Below are 19,736 nucleotides of genomic sequence, written 5' to 3' on the forward strand. Positions count from 1 at the left end.
AAATGAAAACGTATTTAATATTAAACATCCGTAAAAATAATATACTGATGAGAACCAAAAAACACTGGCTGATGGTCGTTTTCCTGATGGCCACACTTGCAGCTTGCAAATCAGATTATCTGGAAAAATATCCTTTAAGCGGGCCTTCCGACGATTCATTTTTTACCAACCAGGATGAACTTTTGCTCGCCGTAAATGGCCTGTACCGCTATGCAAATTATGCGCCATTGGATAACATGCCACTAAACCTCTTGACTGATAATGGCAGCGATATTGGTTGGGACCGGAATAATAGTGCCCTGCAGAGTATCGGCAAAGGTAATCATGATAGCAATAACGGTTTTGCACTTAGCGTGTGGACCGAAGGGTATAAAGTAATCGCCAAGTGTAATTTCATACTGGATAATATAGACAAAGTGAAAGATAAAACCACGGCTACTATATTTAACCGTTCCCGTGCCGAAGCCAGGTTTATGCGTGCCTATACCTATCATTACCTCATCGATAACTTCGGGGATGTACCTTTGGTAACCAAAACACTCTCTTTGGAAGAGATGAACATTCCGAAGAATCCAAAAAACGAAGTGGTAGATTTTATACTTAAAGAACTTACTGAAGCTGCTATAGATTTACCTGTTACCTATACCGGAGCAGATGTAGGCAGGGCGAGCAGGGGTGCTGCCCTGGCCATCAAAGCCCGAACAGCCTTGTACAACCAGCGATGGGCAGTAGCTGCAGAAGCTGCAAAAGCCGTAATGGACCTTAATGTTTATAACCTTCATAGTAATTTTGGCACATTATTCAGTTATGCCGGACAGAACTCAACTGAGATCATCTGGGCATTTCAATATTTAAAAGCGTCCCGTACCAAAACTCATTCTACGCCTAACAACCTGGTGTCGCGAAATGGCCTTGGTTTTACCAATAAAGTGCCATCGCAATCGCTGGTAGATGCTTACTTATGTACTGATGGATTAAATATTGATAAATCTCCTTTGTTTGATCCGGCTACGCCTTACAAAAATAGAGACCCCAGGTTAACCTTTACCATAGCGGTACCCGGTTCGATATACTTCAATTATCAGTTTGAAACCCATCGTGACAGTGTAAAATGTTGGAATTACAATACCAATCCTGCTACCCGTGTAGACAATCAGGATGCACTCAACGCCTTTGCCACATTTACCGGTTATTGCTGGAAAAAATATGTCGATCTTGATGACCGTTTAGATCGTACCAATTCAGAACTGAATATAATTCAGATAAGGTTTGCCGAGATTTTGTTGATTTACGCTGAAGCAAAAAATGAGCTGCAACAGCTGGATCAATCTGCTTACGATGCGATAAACCGGGTAAGAACACGGCCCAGCGTAAATATGCCGGCTATAACTTCAGGTAAATCGCAGGCTGAGTTTAGGAGCCTGGTACGCAAAGAACGTCTTTACGAATTGGCAATGGAAGGCTTTAGGTTAAGTGATTTGCGAAGGTGGCGGATTGCTGAGAAAGCCATGACGGGGAATTTTTATGGCCGCGTACAACGTGGTTTGGTGGCCGCTGCACCACAAATTGATGAAAATGGCCTTGCCGATTATACTAATGTGCCTAACCGTGCAGATATGCGTGTAGTAGAGGTGCGCACTTTTAACAAGGATAGAGATTACCTTTGGCCTATTCCATTTATTGAAACCGTTACTAATCCAAACCTTAAACCCAATCCTAATTATTAATGATGTATAGAAATGCTAAATTGATAAAAACCCTGCTTTGTTTGCTGGCATTTTTGCTGGTTACAAAAGCAAACTTTGCCCAGTCGACTTCAAAATCATATGATATCTGTATTTATGGCGGAACCTCTGCAGGTGTAATTGCAGCTTATACTGCTGCAAAACTTGGCAAGTCTGTACTGCTTATAGAGCCCGGAAAAAACCTCGGTGGTATGAGCAGCGGAGGACTTGGTCTTACCGATATCGGTAATAAGTATGCAATTAGTGGCCTGGCACTCGATTTTTATCGGAGGGTAGGCAGTCATTATGGCCGTTTTGAACAATGGGTATTTGAACCTCATGTGGCTGAAAACCTATTTAATGATTATGTAAAAAGAGGTCACGTACCTGTACTTTTTCAAAATAGAATTACTGGTGTGGTAAAAAAAGGCAATAAGATTGTTTCAATCAGGTTAGATAACCCCAACAAAAAACAAATAACTGCCGTAAATGCTAAAGTATTCATAGATTGTTCGTATGAAGGTGATCTGATGGCCCGCGCAGGTGTGTCGTACACGGTAGGCAGAGAGGCAAATGCCGAGTATGGCGAAACTTTTAACGGGGTACAGTTGATGAATGGCCATCAATTGCCCCAGGGTATTGATCCTTATAAAATTAAAGGGGACCCATCTAGTGGCCTGCTATGGGGAATAGGAAAAGGCACACTTAAGGAAACCGGAAGTGGCGATAAGAAGGTACAGGCCTATAATTTCAGGATCTGTTTAACCAATAACCCGAAAAACCGTATTCCCATTACGAAACCCGATAATTATAAGCCAGAGCGCTATGAGTTGTTGATTCGTCAAATGGAAAAGCGTACATGGAAATCGCTTCAGGATGTATTTATATGGAGTGGAATGCCTAACCAAAAAACAGATATCAATAATAGGAATGGCTTTTCTACAGATATGATAGGTATGAATTGGGATTATCCGGAAGCGGATTACAGCAAACGCGCAGAGATTTGGAAAGCACACACAGATTATACCAAAGGTTTGTTGTTTTTTGTAGGCACTGATCCAAGAGTGCCAGAACATATCCGGGAAGAAATTGCTCAATGGGGCTACCCGAAAGACGAATATCAGGATCATGGCAATTGGTCTCATCAATTATATATTAGGGAGGCAAGAAGAATGAAAGGAGAGTTGGTCATGACCCAACACCATTGTCAGGGGAGAGAGACGGTTACCGATGGGGTAGGCATGGCCGCTTATACGATGGATTCGCATAATTGCGACCGGATCGTGGTTAATGGCGAAGTAAGAAATGAAGGAAATGTAGAGGAAGGCGGATTTGGCCCTTACCCGATTTCATACAGGGCTATTGTTCCAAAAGAAAAAGAAGTTTCCAATTTAATTGTGCCCGTTTGTCTTTCGGCTACGCACATCGCCTACGGTTCAATCCGTATGGAGCCCGTTTTTATGGTGCTGGCCCAATCGGCGGCTACAGCGGCTGCGCAAGCCATCAATCAAAAGGTTGCCGTACAGCAGATAAATGTGGCCAAACTCCAGCAACAGTTAAAGGCCGATCCTTTGGTAGATGGCAGCAGGCCAGAAATCGTGATCGATAACAGTAACCCGGATGGGGTAACCCTAAAAGGTAGATGGAATTCTCAAAAACATGGAGGTTACGGCCCCGATTTTCTTGTCGCATCCGAAAATACGGATCAGCCTCAAACGATAAGATACCACCTGGCCCAACAGACCAAGGGGAAATATGAAGTTTTTACTTATTATCCGAAAAGTGCTAAAACTGCTACAGAAAGCAAAATCACCATATTTGATGGGCAACAGGAAAAACAGCTCAGCATTAAGGATAGTGAAGTTAAGGTACTCGGACAAACCAGCGGTGAGTGGGTAAGCCTTGGTACCTACAGTTTTTCCGGAAAGCCGGCATTTGTTGAAATAGCCGCAAGCGGAACGGCTACCGTTGCCGATGCGATTTTGCTTGTACCCCGGGAATGAACCCTTCATTGGCCGGGGTGTAGGCCTCTCGACGTCTTGTCAGGCGCAGTCCGGCCCGTACAGTTAAATTATCTGCTGCTTTACCTCACCACAAAGAAGTAGGTTCAGACAATCAATAACACCTGGAAGGGAGCACGAAACCAAAGATATGATATGCCTTTGCCACCAAAATTACCCGTTTCATAATTAAGGTGTTACGGATTCATTAAAATATTTTCTAATGTTATCCATCGCCTAATGTCCGTTTAGGTTCCTGATCTGTTTATTGGTAAATCCGACAACTGCCTTTAAGTATTTTTCAATGGTTACCAGTTCTGAAACGGTAAAATCATTATACAGGTTATCCAGATCGTTCTGCATGGCCGTAAATGAGGGACCTATCCGCCTGAATGCCTCTTCACGGTCCAGAACTACAATCACTTTCCTTCTGTCATCAGCACTGCGTTCGCGTGTAACCAGCTTGCTCTTTTCTAGCCTGTCGATCATGGCTGTAACGGCTCCCGTAGTAATACCGCTCAACTCGGCCAGCTGCCCGGCTGTCATAGAACCATGTTGCAGAAGCAGGTCTATGTACTTATGGTCGGTACCGGTTAAGCCGGCTTTTTGCGCAATTGCCTGGTGCATAAGTACTGTACCGGTCGAAAATTCCCTCGTCAAATGGTCTATATCTGCCAAAAGTATTTTTTTCTCTGATTTTTCTTTATTGTCCATAAAAACAATTTATTTTTGTTATTAAGATACTTTATTGTAAAGTTAATTATTTTTGTGGTAAAGATATCAAGAATGCTTTGCTTATAGATTTTAAAACAAAAAAATGAACGCGATAATCAATAAAACATTGAGGGCAGATCAATGGCTGTATGTGGCCACCGCACTCTATTTTGTAATGAATGGTGCGCAATTGTGGGAAACGGCCATCATGGTTCCGGCATGGACGGCTGGCCCACCTGCCTCCTTATTCTTTTTCAAGACACCTTATGGGCTTGATTTCAAGCTTTTCTGGATGATTGTACATTCCGTACATGAAATTTTCCTGTTGCTTGCCCTTTTCTTTAACTGGCACATCAGGCCAAGGCGCAACGCCATGATAGGCTTACTGGTAGTGCACATTGCACTCCGGGTATGGACCCTCCAGTATTTTGCCCCTACGCTAATGCAGTTTATGGCGATGGATGTGAAGCCTGCCGTAGATCCCGGATTGCTGGAAAAGGCAATTATGTGGAAAAACCTTAATTACCTGCGCGTGGGACTTTATGTAATGGTCAATTTGGGCTATGTGTTCATCTTAAGGTTTAAAAAGGATCACACTATTCAAGAATAACGATATGGATAAAAGAAAAATACTGATTGTAGGCGGCGGGATTGCAGGCCCGGCCCTGGCGATTAAACTGGTTGAACAGGGTGCGCAGGTAAAAATTATCGAGGCCCGTAGCGAGGCAGAGATGAACGAAGGCCTGTTTTTTGGTATATCACCCAACGGCCTGAATGTCCTTTCCGGCCTTGTTGATATTTCGCCACTCTATGAAGAGTATGTTCCCGGAACACTCCGTTTTTATAATTCAAAAGGACAGCGCATTGCCGAACTGGATGCATCGTACCAGAAGGAGTCCTATGGTATCAGCAGTATACAGGTGAGGAGGTCAGCGATCAGCAAGCTGTTGCAGGAAAAACTGATCAGTTTGGGGGTACAGGTAGAATATGGCTGCAAATTGATGTCTATTGATTACCGGGAAACCAAAATAGAGGTAGAGACGAGTAAAGGCAGGTTGACCGGTTACGACCTGTTGATCGGGGCCGATGGGATCCATTCACGATGCAGAAGGTTGATTTTTCCTGATGCGCCTAAACCGGTATATACCAAAATGCTTTCTACCGGGGCCATTGTAAAGATCCCTGGCTGGGAAGAAGCCTCACAAGCGATAGACATGACTTTTGGCCGAGAGGCATTTTTCGGATGTTCCACTACCAATACCGGAAAGGTATGGTGGTTTAACAACTACGATTGGGAACAGGAGTCAAGGGGTTCGGAGCTCAATCTCCGGCAGCAACATATAAAAAAAGACTTGTTGGAACTTCATCAAAAGGATCAGCCTAAGATCAGCCAGATCATTGCGGCCAGCAGCAACCTGTTTGCTTATCCCATTTATGATATGCCCGCTTTGGAAAAATGGTATACAGCAAAAGTATGCCTGATTGGCGATGCGGCACATGCCATATCACCGCACACTGGACAAGGAGCTTCCCTTGCATTAGAAGATAGTGCAGTTTTGGCTAATTGCCTGGCCATGTACCCTGATACCGGAATTGCCTTTTCACGTTTTCAGCAATTAAGGGTTGCCCGGGTGGCCATGATTATTGCACAGGCAAGAAAAATAGGCAGGGCCAAATCAAAGCCAAATCCAATAGCCAATTTTTTCAGAGATATCTTGTTAAAATATTTTATCAATATGGAGAAGAAAAAAATGCATTGGGTATACAGCTATGATGCAAACAAAGAGGTTGTATAAAAGTGTCATGCTGAGGAAGTAATTTATGGTATAAATCAATAAGGTTAGATTTCGCCGGAATATCGTCACCCTTGAAGTTGTTTCAGGGGCTTTAATACAGGATAGATTTTCCCCGCCTGCGCGGACAGGTGTTATACTGCATTCCGGTTGGGAATAAGATTGTACTTTATTGATAAAAACGACAAGAAATATTATAGCTCCCCGCTGGGAAGATTCTTTCATGAGCTAATTTGAAGCTTGTATCCTTTGCCCCGTATCACGATAATTTTGATATGCTGATCGCCTTCCAGTTTTTTTCTGAGTTTTGATATAAACATATCCAAACTGCGCCCTACAATTACGCCTTCATCTTCCCATATCTCTTTTTGCAGGCGGCTTCTCGCGATGGTTTCATTGGGCGATGATGCGAAAATAAGCAATAACCGGTTTTCGGTTCCGGTTAGCTCTGTTGTTTTGTCGTTTACAGTAAGCTGCCGGTTTTTTGCATCGAACGATACCGATCCCAGTGTGAACACCCCGGCAGATTGAGCTGCGGGCAAAGCTTTACGGGTTTTAACCGCTCTCAAAAAAATAAAGCCCACAAGGGTTAAAAATGGCAGGCTGCCTAAAAGGTATCCTTTCTTCGCTGTACTGATTACTGTGGGTTTAAATTCAATGTTTAGCTCATAGCGTGCCAAGGGCTGCTTTCTTCCTATGCAGGTTATAATATCATCTTTTTTGTTTTCGGATATGGCGAATCCATAAACTACGCTGGCATTGCCGGTGTTCAAAACCTTAACAACATAATCATTAGCCAACGGATGGTCTTTTAATACTTTCCTGGTAATATTGACCAGCGAACCCGGTAAAAAAGTGAGTTCATGCTCAAACCCGATCCGGTATTCGTTTTCGCTTATCTTTTTTACCGGCAGCACCCTTGAAGTGCTGTCGCCCGATTGCAGGAGTATCTCATGCCCCAGTCTTCGCAGCAAAACTTCCCTTCTGGCAATATCAAAGTCCTCGCTGCTAAACATACCGAAAGCTGCGCAGGCAACAGAGGCAAACAGAAGTAGCATAAATCCAATGAGGTATTTACCTTTCCCTAAGAGGCGATTTTGGCTATCAGGCATATTATCAGGTTTTTATTTACAAAGTTTACATTTTTATTTACAATTCCAGCTCTTCTGGCAGTATACGATCAAAGTATTTTTGTTCATCAATTTAAAGGATATGGAAAATAGAAAAAATGCCGTAAACGCATCTGATTTATCAGCAGATAGATCTGTGTTAAGTAAAGCCACAAAAAACAGGAAAAAATTTATTGCTGTACTCATCTTATCGCTGGTTGTAATAAGCGGATTAGTATTTGCTGGCCGTGGAATTAAAAATGAAACTTCGCCAAAACCAGGCCCCAAAAAACTCACTGCTGCCGAAAGGAAAGCTGAACTGAAAAAGTGGGAGGCCAGCCCTGATGGGCAAAAGTTCAAAAAATGGGAAGCATCGCCAGAAGGTAAAAATGTACATTTCGGTGCTGCTAAATTAAGGGAGTACATAGGTGCTTTTACCAATATGGAGGCAGTTATAACTTCCCTTTCTCTTCCGCCGGGATCAAGATTAGGTTTTGGTGTGATGGTCAGGATTAATGCGGTCGATTACATTGTAAAATTTGATCCGGAAAAATCTCAGCTTGAGCAATTGCATCGCCTGAAAGTTAACGACAAAATCATAATAAGAAGCCATAACGTATCGTACGCGCCCAAGTATTCATATCCAATCGTATCGGCAGAATATGTAGAACGGGATGGTCGGGTAATTTTTAAACGTGTGCCACGCAAAGGCGGTTGCTAAGCAAAATTAATGATAAAAGACATGTTGTATGCCGGGAAGAATGTTGCTAAAAGCTTTCTTCCCGTTTTTCTTCTTCATAAGTCTTGTCGATCAGAAAAGTCAGCGCATTTTCGATCTCCGATCGTCCATCTGCACTTTTAAGGTCTAATCCGCAGAAAGTACAGTCGTTTGTTGTGGCATAAATATCCAGGTAGTAAATCCCCGCAATCAGCAGCGCAATAATGGCCCGGTATCTTTTGGCATTTTCCCCGAAATACGGATCGGTAATACTTTTAAATAAGACAGCACCGGTTTCTTCACGGTCGTTTGCAAGTTTTTTTAACGATTTGCGGTTCTCTATCAATCCCCAAAGCAGGATTTTTTGTAAATCCTTGTTTTTAAAAACATAATCGAATTGGGAGAGGAGCATCGCTTTAGCGAATGTTTTCCCGCCGTCGTTTACTGCAGCACCTCCCGATTCATCTTTTACATTGCTCCAGAAATCCTGCGAACGGATATATTCGTCAATAAGCCCGTCTTTCCCGCCAAAATAGTTATAGATCAGTTTTTTGTCCAGGCCTGCCGTACGTGCGATATCGTTCACCTTAAGACCCGAAAAACCTTTTGTATGGAGTATTTTTTCCACGGCAGCCAAGAATTTTTGCTTGCTTTTTTCTTTGTTTCTTAACGATTTAACTGCTGTTTCTTGTTCCATAAGATAAAAAATAATCGTACCGGAAAATTACATAATCAATTTTAAATATTTTTATCACCAATTGGTGATATATTGTATATTTGTTCAGACGAAAGGATGTTATTCCTTTAAAGATTTTCTTGACCATGATTTTTATTCATGGTGTCTGACATGTAGATAAAGGCATTTTATTTACCCTGGAGGGTTTGTTTACCAGGCCCCGCACACTTTGTCCGCGAATTTATTCAGGACAAAGGGGTTCCATAGTTTAGTTTTATTACGCTCATCCTGCTCATTCTGATGGTATCAGGTCTCATAGCCCCATATATAATATGGCAATATGTCTGACCTGATGCCCCAGGGGGCAGAACATTGATGAATGATTTAGAAAAATTGATCTTTAACCGAAACAGATACTCTTTATAGCTATTCCTGTAGCTGCTTTGGCCTATTTCATATCTTAAAATTTAGCGGCAAAGAAAATGCAATATTTCTGATAGAATTAAAATTCAGGAAGTAAAATGCTTAACTTGATTCTACACACAAATAAATCTTAACAATATGAAAATCACATTGGATACCAGATCCCTTTTATTGGGATTTTTGGGGGCTGGCTTAATGTTCGCAGCCATTAGTTTTAAAAACGATCAGAACCAGGCAGGAGGAAAGTACCGTGCTGAAGTAAATGCCAATAATATGTTGGTTATCCTCGATAGTGAAACCGGTAATTACATCATTGCACCAGCCATGCAATCGGCAGGGAAAGTACAATGGATAAAAGGTGAGTTTGATAAGACCTTCAGCACCGCCACTGACAATAAAAAGGAACCGAAATAAAAGAGGCTTTTATATTCGTCATCCTGAGTGCAAAGAAGGATCTTTTAAGTGCAACGTACTATTTCACAAAAAATTCTTCACTGCGTTCAGAATGACAGTAATGGTGAGCTTTGTGCCTTTCTTTGTGTGCTCTGTGGTAAAAAAGGAAGAAAACGTGGGGTATTGTCCACATACCCTTTGCCGTTAAAAAGCCGCAGGTACAAAGAAAACACATCCTTATCTCCCTGATTTGTTGTCCTGAGTGCAAAGAAGGATCTTTTAAGTGCAATAATACTATTTCACAAAAGGTTCTTCACTGCGTTCAGAATGACAGTAGTGGTGAGCTTTGTGCCCTCCTTTGTGTGCTCTGTGGTAAAATTGAAAGAAAACGTGGTATATTACCTCTGGATCCTTTGCCGTTAAAAGGCCGCAGGTACAAAGAAAACACGACCTTATCTCCCTGATTTGTCATCCTGAGTGTAACAAAGGATCTTTTAAGTGCAACGATACTATTTCACAAAAGATTCTTCACTGCGTTCAGAATGACAGTATTGGTGAGCTTTGTGCCCTCCTTTGTGTGCTCTGTGGTAAAAAAGGAAGAAAACGTGGTATATTACCTCTGGATCCTTTGCCGTTAAAAAGCCGCAGGTACAAAGAAAACACGACCTTATCTCCCTGATTTGTCATCCTGAGTGTAACGAAGGATCTTTTAAGTGCAATAACTATTTCACAAATGGTTCTTCACTGCGTTCAGAATGACAGTAGTGGTGAGCTTTGTGCCCTCCTTTGTGTGCTCTGTGGTAAAAAAGGAAGAAAACGTGGTATATTACCTTTGCAGTTAAAAAATAAGGGCTACTTCACACTTACCCTTTCTACAATTGGCTTACCTGTTGCTTCATCAATCCCTTCAATCTCAGCATATTTTACATTAGGGAGCCAGAAACTGCCGCCCTGTATTCTTACAAACAACCGGTTTACCTTAATGGTATGATTATTAATGGTTACCGAAGCATGATAACTGTTATCATGAGTGCGCTGCAGGTAAAAAGGTAATTTTTTATGGGATACAAATCGGAATTCGTACTTATCTCCGCCCAGTGCTTTTGTATCGATACCATAGGCAAATTTTCGCTGGATATAACCAAGATCTTTCTTTTGCCCTTGCTCACCATAACGGATCCAGTATACCTGTATCGGCGAACTGGCATCAATATTGCCATTTTCTTTTAGGTTTAAGGCATAAATTAGCGTATTTGTATTTGGATCACGCTGCAGGTAGAACAACATGTTGTCTACATTTTTAGGTGTAGGAAAATTAATGGGAGAGGGGTCTTTGGTTTGTGCCCAGACTGGCGTTGCGAAAAGAGCAAAGGTTAAAACAATAAAGAGTAAGCTTTTGGTTGGCATTGAAAATGTAGGGGGCATGAAACGCATTTAGGTTTTTTTATGTTGAAGAGCTATCTGTTTTTTCCTGATCCTCTGCAGGAATTTCTTTTTCACTTTCTTTTAATTGTTCATTATAAAGGCGGTCTGATTCGGCCCTACAATGTTCATAGTCGTTTAATTTCTCGCAGGAAGTGTTTCCATAGACCTCGAAAAAATCCCTGATTGATGGGTAATCAAAATGAACTGGCATTTCTCAACATTTAGTTTAACGGTTTCGGAAAGAGGGGGTAGCTATTGATCATTTGCCGAAAATAGTTGCAGCAACCTTTTCAAACTCATCTTTTCTGCTACCTGCAGATGGAATTAGCACCTTGTTAAAACAGGTTGCTAAGACATCAAAGGGCCATTCCCTCCGTCTTTCTTGATAAGTATGTAATACAATTTCAGACGTCATGGACGGAATCGAACCGCCGTACTAGGTTTTGCAGACCTTTACCTCGCCACTCGGCCACATGACTATATGTTTCTTTTTCAATCCGCTTATTGATTCGCTTTTCGAAAGAGACAAAACAAAGGTAAATAATAAAAACTATAATTTCTATAGAAATAGTAGATTTTTTTTGAATTTGTTTTTTTAATCTGCTATCCGGAGTGAAAGGAGGGATTTTTCAACTAAAAGATTCTTCACTTCGTTCAGAATGACAATATGTTATGGAAGATGTAAAACGGATACTGGAATGAAAAACGTTGCGTTGTTTATGCTTTGCCTTAACGTTCTTTGCAGTTAATAATGGAAGATGAAATGAAAAGCCTGCGTGCCCTTAACCAAAACCTTTTGCTAATCTCCTAGTTTGATAAATTATATTTCTGTAAATCAGTGATTTAAAAATAAAGTCTATAAAATCTATAGGAATACTTGTTTGAATTGTTCAAAGTTTATACTTTTACAAAAAATTAAAACTGTTCACCAGCAAATCTACGTTCAATATGAAACTCTGCGTACAACTTCAGTCATATTCTCTGATCAATTTTTCAGGTCAGTATAACTTTTGTTGCGGCTAATATAAACTAAGATACGGATCACCTGATAAAGGTTTCCATTCAAGTATTCTCATTTAAAAATCCTGGTACCCCGGGGCATTTTGATAGAATATTATGGTGGTCATGTATTTCAGTCAATAAGTTGCCGGGGTATCAGGAACAGCCGAAACTAATCACCACCACTAGTTTAGGTTATTACGCTAATTAATTTACCACCATTAATTAGTTGATTTATACAGAAGAAGGGAGAGTCAGTCCTCGTTGAACTTCTAGCAACTTTCCATAGGAAAAAGTGCTCAAACTGATCTAGCAATAGATTATAAATTAACCGGTAACAAGTAGACATACCGTTTCCTTTTATTTCATTAGAAAAGCTACGGCAACTGCGCTGCAGGGCAATACGGCTTTGAATGCTGCTGCTTTCGAGGCAGGGAAAATTTACACGGTTGATATTAATGGCACAATAAGCGGAACCGTCCATTACGGCTACGATTATTATGCATAATTAATAACATTTAGGAATTTCGGTGACCTACCGATAGAAGAAATTCCTGGCTCAAACAGGTTTATATTTGGTTAGAAAAAAGGGACATGTCTGGATAGAATGTCCCTTTGTTATTTTAAAAATGCTGTCATCCTGAGTATAGCAAAGGTTCTTTAATGCTTATCGTTTTTTACAAATATGGTATTAAGAGAGTATAAGCTTAATTGTTTTATCTTTTATATTGTAAAGGCTGGTCATCTTTTGTAACGAGAAGGTTTGCATTTTGCAATGTAGGATAAAATAGGTGTGGCGATACAATCGCCCTTCTCATGCATGCCGATTACAAATCAGACGATAGCGATCGTGGTAAGATTGCTTCGTTGTGCCCCTCGCAACGGGGAGTTTTTTGAAACTTACCCTAACTTCCTTCCTGTATTAATTACATTAACGCCATTAAAACGGGTGGTGGCACTGCCATGCGAAACGGCACTGGCCTGCCCCGGTTGGCCTTTTCCATCCGAAAATGTGCCGCCCAAACGGTAATCGTTTTTATCACAACGTTGCACACAGGAGTTCCAGAATTCCTGTGTATTGGCCTGGTAAGCGGCATCTTTAAACATTCCCACAATTTTACCTTCCTTAATTTCATAGGCCAGTTGTGCGCTGAACTGGAAGTTATAGCGTTGCTGATCGATGGAATAAGAATTCCGGCCGAACATATAAATGCCTTTTTCGACATTTTTAACCAGCTCAGCAGCGCTTAAAGGAACATTTCCGGGTGCTAACGAAACGTTGGGCATCCGCTGAAACTGAATGCTGTCCCAACTATCGGCATAACAACAGCCCTGCGATGCTGTCAAGCCTAAAATATGTGCCTGATCGCGGATGGCCTGGTAATTCACCAAAATGCCATCTTTGATGATGTCCCATTTACCGCATTTTACTCCTTCATCATCGTAACCTACAGCACCTAAAGAGCCTGTTTCCAGTTTATCGGCAATAATGTTTACTTCTTTGCTCCCGAAGTTGAATTTTTTTGATTCCCATTTATCCAGCGTTAAGAAACTGGTTCCTGCATAGTTAGCCTCATAACCTAAAACACGGTCAAGTTCGGTAGGATGCCCAACCGATTCGTGAATGGTAAGGAAAAGGTGAGAAGGATCCAATACCAGGTCGTATTTGCCAGGGGTAATGGGCTTCGCTTTTAACTTTTCATCAACATGTACTGCAGCTTCACGTACATCTTCCAGGATGTCGTAACGCTTTTTGTACATCGTAACCGGACCGCCTTTTATTTTTTCCGTGTCTTTAGGCTTAAGGTATTCAAAGCCCATACCCATCGGGGCACTTAACGCATTCCTGGTTTCGAATTTGCCGTTTGCTGCATCTGTTTTGGTCAGTGTAAAAGTTGGCCATATCCGGTGGATATCCTGATCAATATACGAACCATCGGTTGAGGCAAAATATTTCTGCTCATTGATCATAAAGAGATTGGAACTGATGTATTTTGCCCCGCCTTTCATTGCTTCGCTGTTTACGTTCAGCAGCAGTTCTACTTTATCGGCTATAGGTACTTCAAAAGCATTGATTTCGATAGGCGTTTTCCAGCTTACTTCGCCGTAACCTTTTTGAGGAGCGAGTTGAACCGGCTCTTCCATCAGTTTGGCATTCCCCTTTGCGATGGCTACGGCGGCTTCTGCAGCTTTGGCAATACTGGCATCGTCCATATTGTTGGTGGCGGCAAAGCCCCAGCTGCCATTGGCAATTACGCGCACACCCAAACCATAGGATTCGGAATTGGAGATGTTTTCCACCCGTGTTTCCCTGGTGGCTACAACCTGGTTAAGGTACCGGCCTATGCGTACATCGGCATAAGTTGCACCTTTGCTTTTGGCAGCGTTAAGGGCCACATCGGCCATTTTTTTCTTTAGGGCCACATCAACCGGAGTCAAAGATTCTTCAACAGTAATCATTTTACCAAAGGCTGGGATGTTGGGTAGCATGCTGGCGCCAAGACCTACGCCCGTCATATATAGGAAATCTCTTCTTCTCAATTTTAAATGGTTTTAATAGGTGTTTTAAGCCCTTCGACTCCGCTCAGGGCGACATTCCTGGAAAGGTCGTCATGTCGACAGGAACGCAGTGGAATGGAGAGATCTATCTAAACAGATCTCTCGACTTCGTTGCACTGCGATCGAGATGACGACACCAGTTAAATCGCGTCTGATAATGAAGTGAAGGTAAAATCCCTGATTTTCATAGGCGGTATCAATCCACTACCAGTTCTTACCGGTTTACCCAATGCTTCTACGTTGTTCAGCATAATTACCGGGCTCTCATTGAACCTGAAATTCTTGATCGGGAATTTAATTTCGCCGTTTTCAATATAAAAAGTACCGTCGCGCGTTAGTCCGGTTAATAATAAAGTTTGTGGATCCACAGAACGGATATACCAGAAACGGGTAACCAATATGCCTTTTTCAGTGCTTTTGATCAGATCTTCTAACGATTGCGTTCCTCCTTCGATTACCATACTACGGCTAAATGGAAGGGGTTGAACATTTTTCTGTGCTGCCCAATACCGCGAATAGGATAGGTTTTTTACCACACCTTTTTCTACCCACTGTGTTCTGGTTACCGGTAAACCCTCGCCTGTAAAGGTTGATGATGGGATTTCGGTATTCATCGGATCGGAGTAGATATTCACATTTTCTGAAAACAACTGCTCCCCTAAACGCGTACCACCCCCTTTTTTGCTCATAAAACTCCGGCCTTCATCGGCACTGCGGGCATCAAAACCCCTGAACATGTTACCAATGATATCGCTGGCTGCGAGGGGCTCTAAAATAACAGTGTATTTTCCGGGCTCGATGGCTTTTGCACCTGCAGAACCATTGGCTTTGCTCGCTGCAATTTTGCTAAGTGCCAGGGTATCCATTTTATCAACATCATTAAAACCTTGCTCAACATAACCTGATCCTGTTCCCTGCTTGTTTCTAATGGTTACCGAAAAAGAAACATCGGTACCTTTATTGTAGGCGAATAAACCTTTAGAGTTCATGATCGCATTAAAACGGGTGGCATTTTCGAGGAAACCGGCAGCGTCTAAACCTGCCGCTTTTGAAACGCTTAAACTTTTACCAACCATTTCGGCCCTGGTATCGGGCGTAATGGCGGCAGTTTTTGCATTGTATGTATTCGATTCGGCAAATGTTTGCGGACCGAGAGGTGGCATAAATTCAGGATTTTCTGGTGCCAGCATGGCCAGTTCTTCGGCTCTTTTTACTACTTTCTGCAGAGAAGCATCATCAAATTCGTTAATGGTTGCTGTACCTGTTTTTTTACCAAAAGTTGAGCTAACCCCTAAACTCATGGTGCTGATCTGGCCGGCGGTAGATACGGCATTACGTGCATAACGGATGTTTCCGCCATCTGAACCGCTTAAACTCACTTCGCAGGAATCGGCTTTAGAAAAACCAATTACCTTTTTTAATATCGCTTGGGCTTCTTCTTTACTTAATATGGCCATAATTATATTTTTCTTGCTGTATTGATAACATTAACTCCATTAAACCTTGCGGTAGAACTGCCATGAGAAACGGCACTGCTTTGAGAGGGCTGACCTTTTCCATCATTGAATGAGCCCCCTAAACGATAGTCGCCCTGATCGCAGATGGCAGTGCAGGAGTTCCAAAACTCTTGTGTATTGGCCTGGTAAGCCACATCGTTAAGCATGCCAACGATTTTACCTTCCTTGATTTCGTAGAAAATCTGTCCGCCGAACTGGAAATTATAGCGCTGTTGATCGATAGAAAAACTACCATCGCCGATAATGTAAATTCCTTTTTCTACATTTTTGATCATGTCATCCACACTTAGTTTTTCTTTGCCGGGTTGAAGTGAAACATTTGGCATACGCTGGAACTGTACGTCATCCCAGCCCTGTGAGTAACAGCATCCGTTCGATTCGGTTAACCCAATAATGTGTGCCTGATCGCGGATGGCCTGGTAGCTTACCAGGATACCATCTTTAATCAGATCCCATTTTTTGCATTTTACCCCTTCATCATCATATCCAACAGCACCTAAAGAGCCTACCTGGGTTTTATCGGCCACAATATTCACTTTATCGCTTCCGAATTTGAATTTTTTCGACTCCCATTTGTCTAATGTCAGGAAACTGGTACCCGCATAGTTGGCTTCATAGCCCAGAACGCGGTCGAGCTCGGTCGGGTGACCAACAGATTCGTGAATGGTTAACCAGAGGTGTGAAGGATCCAATACTAAATCGTATTTACCCGGTTCAACGGATTTTGCTTTTACCTTTTCGTTAGCTACACGTGCTGCTTCTTTCACATCTTCAAGCATGTCATAACGGCCTTTGTAACGGGTTACAATACCGGCAACTTTATCTTCAGGGCGTGCGTGCATATACTCATAGCCTTTTCCGCTTGGTGCACTTAACGCATTGCGGGTTTTAAATTTACCCGATTCGCGATCGACCCTGGTTACATTAAAAGTAGGATAGATACGGTGAACATCCTGGTCGATATAAGAGCCATCAGTAGAGGCAAAGTATTTTTGTTCGTTAACGGCAAAAATAACGGAGTTTACAAAGTTGGCCCCGTTCTGCATGGCTACATCATTTACATTCAATAGCAAGTCTACTTTTTCCTTTACAGGAACTTCGAAGGCATTGATTTCGATCGGTGTTTTCCAGCTTACCTCGCCATAACCTTTTTGAGGAGCGAGCTGAACAGGTTCTCCCTGTATTTTGGCATTGGCTTTTGCAACGGCAACAGCCTGTTCGGCCGCTTTGGCAATGGCATCTTTGGTTACGTTGTTGGTTGCAGCAAAACCCCAGCATCCATTCACCAGCACCCGGATGCCCACACCATACGATTCTGTATTGGCAACCCCTTGAACCCGTTTTTCGCGGGTGGCTACAAATTGGTTCAGGTAACGGCCTATACGGATATCGGCATAGCTTGCACCTTTCGATTTTGCAGCATTGAGGGCTACATCGGCCAGCTCCTTTTTAATTTTAACATCCACTCCATCTAAAGCCTGTAAAGGGTCTATCGGAGTTCCGAATGCAGAAAGATCGGGAAGGAGTAAGGCACCCATACCCATTCCGGTTAAGTAGAGGAAATCTTTTCTTTTCAATTGGTTGAATTTAGTTAGTTTGAGTTGTCAATATAGCCAATTTTGAAGCTAAAAAGACTAAACAGAGTATAACATTTTAGTTTCAAAGCAGAAAAGAAGAGGTTTTTTGTGAAAAGATAATTTTTACTGCCGATGAAGATCGATAAATACTGATTTTGGTATTTTTTTTAAAAAATATTGTCATTCTTAACGCAGTGAAGAATCTTTTGCCAACATCCTTTATAAGTACACAATTCATTATGCTAAACTTATTCGAGGGGTATGTGCGGTTGCCAACAGGGACAGATCCTTCACTGCGTTCAGGATGACAGCCACTCTTTCTTTAAACTGCCAGAATCCTGGCTTCGTACCATAAAAATGCAGCCGCCAGTAAAAACCCGGTAAAAAACCACCAGATTGATATTTCTTCCGTGATCACAGTGTCTGCTAATTTTATTTTAGTGTCATTTTTGATCAGATCCTTAATAAACTGATGTGTATCGTTTAAGGTTTGTTGGTATTTCAGCGCTCGCCAATCATTTTTTTCGTAAATGTATAACTGTCCGATAGTCTGATTTACCTGCAGGTTGGCCCAGCCTGAGTTTTGAGGCCAATAAAGCGCATCCCATTGAAAAGGCAATTCCATATTTTGCCTTGGATGCAGTTGAACCCCATCGATCTTTAAGGCCGGTGATTTATCTGCCACCGATAAATCGGTAATGATTCTCATCCTTTGGTTAACAACAGGAAATTGCGGTATGATGTTCACCGATTGGATATCATTTCTCTTTCTTGCAGCACTGGCTAAAAGTTTCGACCAATAGGTAGCGTAATCGGTTTTTTCTCCCGAAAGTATCCAGTTGTATGTGGAAGAAATGCTGGAGATCGAAATTTTTCCGTAACCGCTGATGTTGCTGCTTAATACTGTTTTTCCGCTGGCGTCGGTAACAATTGATTGCTCATTTTGATTTGGCCTTAAAAACAACCCTTGTTCAAGCGGCAATGGACTAAATCTGAAATGGTCTTCTGCAAGGGTTAAATTAAGCGTTTTCCCTTTTAGAGGTGGAATTTCGAACCGGGTTGATTTTCCACTAAGCGTTGTTAAAGGTTTTGAACCTGTTATCCTGATCAATAAGCCCATCCCGTTATCCACTGCAAGCGCTATGGAGGATCTTTCAACGGGACTTATGGCAGCTAACTCTTCTTCATCAATGATCAGGATGTCGAATTTTTTCAGAAGCCCGGCATTGACCTGGTTAAGGTTTACACTGTCCATATTCAGGAAATCGGAAGCAAATTTATTTTTGCTGATCTGACTTCTGAAAGCCAGAGGATATTGGTTTTCGTACAGCCAGTTCTTCAAAAATTTATATTCGAAATCGGGAAAAGAAGCTAAAATCAGCACCTTCATCGGTGCCTGATCGTTAACTTCAACAGGAACAGGTTCTTTGGCCAGGGTATCGTTTTTTTGTAAACTGATTAACTCGTAAATGGCTTTGCCCGTTTGTTTAGGGTAGGTTTTAAAGGAGAAGGATTTATTCGTTCCCGCTTCAACAGTTGTAGAATCTACCGGTTTGCCCAATCCTTTGAATACCAGTTTAACCGGCTGGTTACCGGTATTTTGATAGGTCCCCTGAACATTCAGGGCATCGCTTGTTTTTAATTTTGCCGGCCAATGGGCAGCAATAATACCATTTGGATTTACTGAGGGGTGAAAATTAACCTGATACCCCTTTATATTTTCCAGGTCAGCCTTACTTAAACCATACCCGTAAATATTCAGTTTCCGGATTTTAGGATTCGATTTTAAGAAATAGGAGAGATCGGAAAGGGTTGCGCTTTTTTCATTTTGGATAGTTGCAGAGGCGAGTGCATATTTTTTGCCCTTTAATTTTGCAATAGAATCGGCATTAGTGCCCCTGGTGAGCAAAATAATTTCATCAGGATTTTGTTTTAAATGTGTCTTGTACCTCACCGGCACGATTAAAAGCACAAAACAGCTTAAGGCTACAATATTTGCCAAAATTCGCCATATTAATCTGGCCCTATTTGCCCGGTGAAGCTCCTTGTACAGTAAAAAGGCCAAGAGTAACAAGCCGGCAAGGATGGCAATGTATTTAAATTCCATAT

15 protein-coding genes, 1 tRNA gene and 2 riboswitches are annotated in these 19,736 nt (G+C 41.9%); of the genes, 6 read left to right on the plus strand and 10 right to left on the minus strand.

Annotated elements, in window-relative coordinates:
- Positions 1-2: 2 nt before the first annotated feature.
- Together GGQ60_RS10515 and GGQ60_RS10520 are read left to right on the plus strand one after the other, a co-directional pair.
- The gene (locus GGQ60_RS10515) at positions 3-1,727 is read left to right on the plus strand and encodes a RagB/SusD family nutrient uptake outer membrane protein (RefSeq protein ID WP_183763404.1); all 1,725 of its coding nucleotides are present in this window, start codon (positions 3-5) and stop codon (positions 1,725-1,727) included.
- Entirely contained in the window at positions 1,727-3,727 is a 2,001-nt protein-coding gene (locus GGQ60_RS10520; protein ID WP_229685024.1) for an FAD-dependent oxidoreductase, read from the plus strand. Before GGQ60_RS10515 ends, GGQ60_RS10520 begins: the two co-directional genes overlap by 1 nt.
- Positions 3,728-3,961: 234 nt before the next feature.
- Here the strand turns inward: GGQ60_RS10520 and GGQ60_RS10525 are convergent, their stop codons facing one another.
- On the minus strand, positions 3,962-4,438 hold the full coding sequence (locus GGQ60_RS10525) for a MarR family winged helix-turn-helix transcriptional regulator (protein ID WP_221235927.1): 477 nt from the start codon (positions 4,436-4,438) through the stop codon (positions 3,962-3,964).
- Positions 4,439-4,541: 103 nt separating this feature from the next.
- On the opposite strand from GGQ60_RS10525, the gene GGQ60_RS10530 reads away from it, so the two are divergent.
- Both GGQ60_RS10530 and GGQ60_RS10535 read left to right on the plus strand, forming a co-directional pair.
- Positions 4,542-5,048, plus strand: a complete 507-nt coding sequence (locus GGQ60_RS10530; RefSeq protein ID WP_183763407.1) for a transposase — start codon at positions 4,542-4,544, stop codon at positions 5,046-5,048.
- Between the two features lie 4 nt (positions 5,049-5,052).
- Positions 5,053-6,234 (plus strand): FAD-dependent oxidoreductase, encoded by a 1,182-nt coding sequence (locus GGQ60_RS10535; protein WP_183763410.1) that lies wholly within the window; start codon positions 5,053-5,055, stop codon positions 6,232-6,234.
- Positions 6,235-6,452: 218 nt separating this feature from the next.
- Here GGQ60_RS10535 and GGQ60_RS10540 read toward each other — a convergent pair whose 3' ends face one another.
- Entirely contained in the window at positions 6,453-7,343 is an 891-nt protein-coding gene (locus tag GGQ60_RS10540) for a winged helix-turn-helix domain-containing protein (RefSeq protein ID WP_183763413.1), read from the minus strand.
- Between the two features lie 100 nt (positions 7,344-7,443).
- Here GGQ60_RS10540 and GGQ60_RS10545 point away from each other — a divergent pair, with 100 nt between their 5' ends.
- The gene (locus GGQ60_RS10545; protein ID WP_229685023.1) at positions 7,444-8,061 is read left to right on the plus strand and encodes a hypothetical protein; all 618 of its coding nucleotides are present in this window, start codon (positions 7,444-7,446) and stop codon (positions 8,059-8,061) included.
- Positions 8,062-8,107: 46 nt separating this feature from the next.
- On the opposite strand, the gene GGQ60_RS10550 is transcribed toward GGQ60_RS10545, so the two are convergent.
- The gene (locus GGQ60_RS10550) at positions 8,108-8,755 is read right to left on the minus strand and encodes a TetR/AcrR family transcriptional regulator (RefSeq protein ID WP_183763415.1); all 648 of its coding nucleotides are present in this window, start codon (positions 8,753-8,755) and stop codon (positions 8,108-8,110) included.
- 540 nt (positions 8,756-9,295) lie between these two features.
- Between GGQ60_RS10550 and GGQ60_RS10555 the strand changes: the two genes are divergently transcribed.
- Positions 9,296-9,571 (plus strand): hypothetical protein, encoded by a 276-nt coding sequence (locus GGQ60_RS10555; RefSeq protein WP_183763418.1) that lies wholly within the window; start codon positions 9,296-9,298, stop codon positions 9,569-9,571.
- A gap of 831 nt (positions 9,572-10,402) precedes the next feature.
- Here the strand turns inward: GGQ60_RS10555 and GGQ60_RS10560 are convergent.
- The 7 genes from GGQ60_RS10560 to GGQ60_RS10590 all read right to left on the minus strand — a co-directional run bounded on the left by GGQ60_RS10560 (position 10,403) and on the right by GGQ60_RS10590 (position 19,734).
- Complete coding sequence (locus tag GGQ60_RS10560) at positions 10,403-10,975, minus strand: DUF4833 domain-containing protein (protein WP_229685022.1); 573 nt, start codon at positions 10,973-10,975, stop codon at positions 10,403-10,405.
- Positions 10,976-10,994: 19 nt separating this feature from the next.
- On the minus strand, positions 10,995-11,186 hold the full coding sequence (locus GGQ60_RS10565) for a hypothetical protein (protein WP_183763423.1): 192 nt from the start codon (positions 11,184-11,186) through the stop codon (positions 10,995-10,997).
- A gap of 82 nt (positions 11,187-11,268) precedes the next feature.
- Positions 11,269-11,367, minus strand: a riboswitch (SAM riboswitch).
- A gap of 16 nt (positions 11,368-11,383) precedes the next feature.
- Positions 11,384-11,454: transfer RNA gene (locus tag GGQ60_RS10570), tRNA-Cys, on the minus strand.
- Positions 11,455-12,205: 751 nt separating this feature from the next.
- A riboswitch (SAM riboswitch) is annotated at positions 12,206-12,303 on the plus strand.
- Positions 12,304-12,874: 571 nt separating this feature from the next.
- On the minus strand, positions 12,875-14,515 hold the full coding sequence (locus GGQ60_RS10575; RefSeq protein ID WP_183763426.1) for a TldD/PmbA family protein: 1,641 nt from the start codon (positions 14,513-14,515) through the stop codon (positions 12,875-12,877).
- A 158-nt stretch (positions 14,516-14,673) separates the two neighbouring features.
- Positions 14,674-15,990 carry a TldD/PmbA family protein gene (locus GGQ60_RS10580; protein ID WP_183763429.1) on the minus strand — a complete coding sequence of 439 codons (1,317 nt, stop codon included), beginning with the start codon at positions 15,988-15,990 and terminating at the stop codon, positions 14,674-14,676.
- Between the two features lie 2 nt (positions 15,991-15,992).
- Entirely contained in the window at positions 15,993-17,627 is a 1,635-nt protein-coding gene (locus tag GGQ60_RS10585; protein WP_183763432.1) for a TldD/PmbA family protein, read from the minus strand.
- 322 nt (positions 17,628-17,949) lie between these two features.
- On the minus strand, positions 17,950-19,734 hold the full coding sequence (locus GGQ60_RS10590; protein ID WP_183763435.1) for a hypothetical protein: 1,785 nt from the start codon (positions 19,732-19,734) through the stop codon (positions 17,950-17,952).
- Positions 19,735-19,736 lie beyond the last annotated feature (2 nt).

It is taken from the genome of Pedobacter zeae, from assembly GCF_014196715.1.
Classification (GTDB): domain Bacteria; phylum Bacteroidota; class Bacteroidia; order Sphingobacteriales; family Sphingobacteriaceae; genus Pedobacter; species Pedobacter zeae.

Bases quoted from the DNA above. Each gene is read 5' to 3' on its own strand.
- GGQ60_RS10560 (WP_229685022.1), bottom strand. From the start codon at position 10,975: ATGCCCCCTACATTTTCAATGCCAACCAAAAGCTTACTCTTTATTGTT.
- GGQ60_RS10525 (WP_221235927.1), bottom strand. From the start codon at position 4,438: ATGGACAATAAAGAAAAATCAGAGAAAAAAATACTTTTGGCAGATATA.
- GGQ60_RS10535 (WP_183763410.1), top strand. From the start codon at position 5,053: ATGGATAAAAGAAAAATACTGATTGTAGGCGGCGGGATTGCAGGCCCG.
- GGQ60_RS10555 (WP_183763418.1), top strand. From the start codon at position 9,296: ATGAAAATCACATTGGATACCAGATCCCTTTTATTGGGATTTTTGGGG.
- GGQ60_RS10515 (WP_183763404.1), top strand. From the start codon at position 3: ATGAAAACGTATTTAATATTAAACATCCGTAAAAATAATATACTGATG.
- GGQ60_RS10550 (WP_183763415.1), bottom strand. From the start codon at position 8,755: ATGGAACAAGAAACAGCAGTTAAATCGTTAAGAAACAAAGAAAAAAGC.
- GGQ60_RS10580 (WP_183763429.1), bottom strand. From the start codon at position 15,990: ATGGCCATATTAAGTAAAGAAGAAGCCCAAGCGATATTAAAAAAGGTA.
- GGQ60_RS10520 (WP_229685024.1), top strand. From the start codon at position 1,727: ATGATGTATAGAAATGCTAAATTGATAAAAACCCTGCTTTGTTTGCTG.
- GGQ60_RS10545 (WP_229685023.1), top strand. From the start codon at position 7,444: ATGGAAAATAGAAAAAATGCCGTAAACGCATCTGATTTATCAGCAGAT.
- GGQ60_RS10540 (WP_183763413.1), bottom strand. From the start codon at position 7,343: ATGCCTGATAGCCAAAATCGCCTCTTAGGGAAAGGTAAATACCTCATT.
- GGQ60_RS10565 (WP_183763423.1), bottom strand. From the start codon at position 11,186: ATGCCAGTTCATTTTGATTACCCATCAATCAGGGATTTTTTCGAGGTC.
- GGQ60_RS10590 (WP_183763435.1), bottom strand. From the start codon at position 19,734: ATGGAATTTAAATACATTGCCATCCTTGCCGGCTTGTTACTCTTGGCC.
- GGQ60_RS10530 (WP_183763407.1), top strand. From the start codon at position 4,542: ATGAACGCGATAATCAATAAAACATTGAGGGCAGATCAATGGCTGTAT.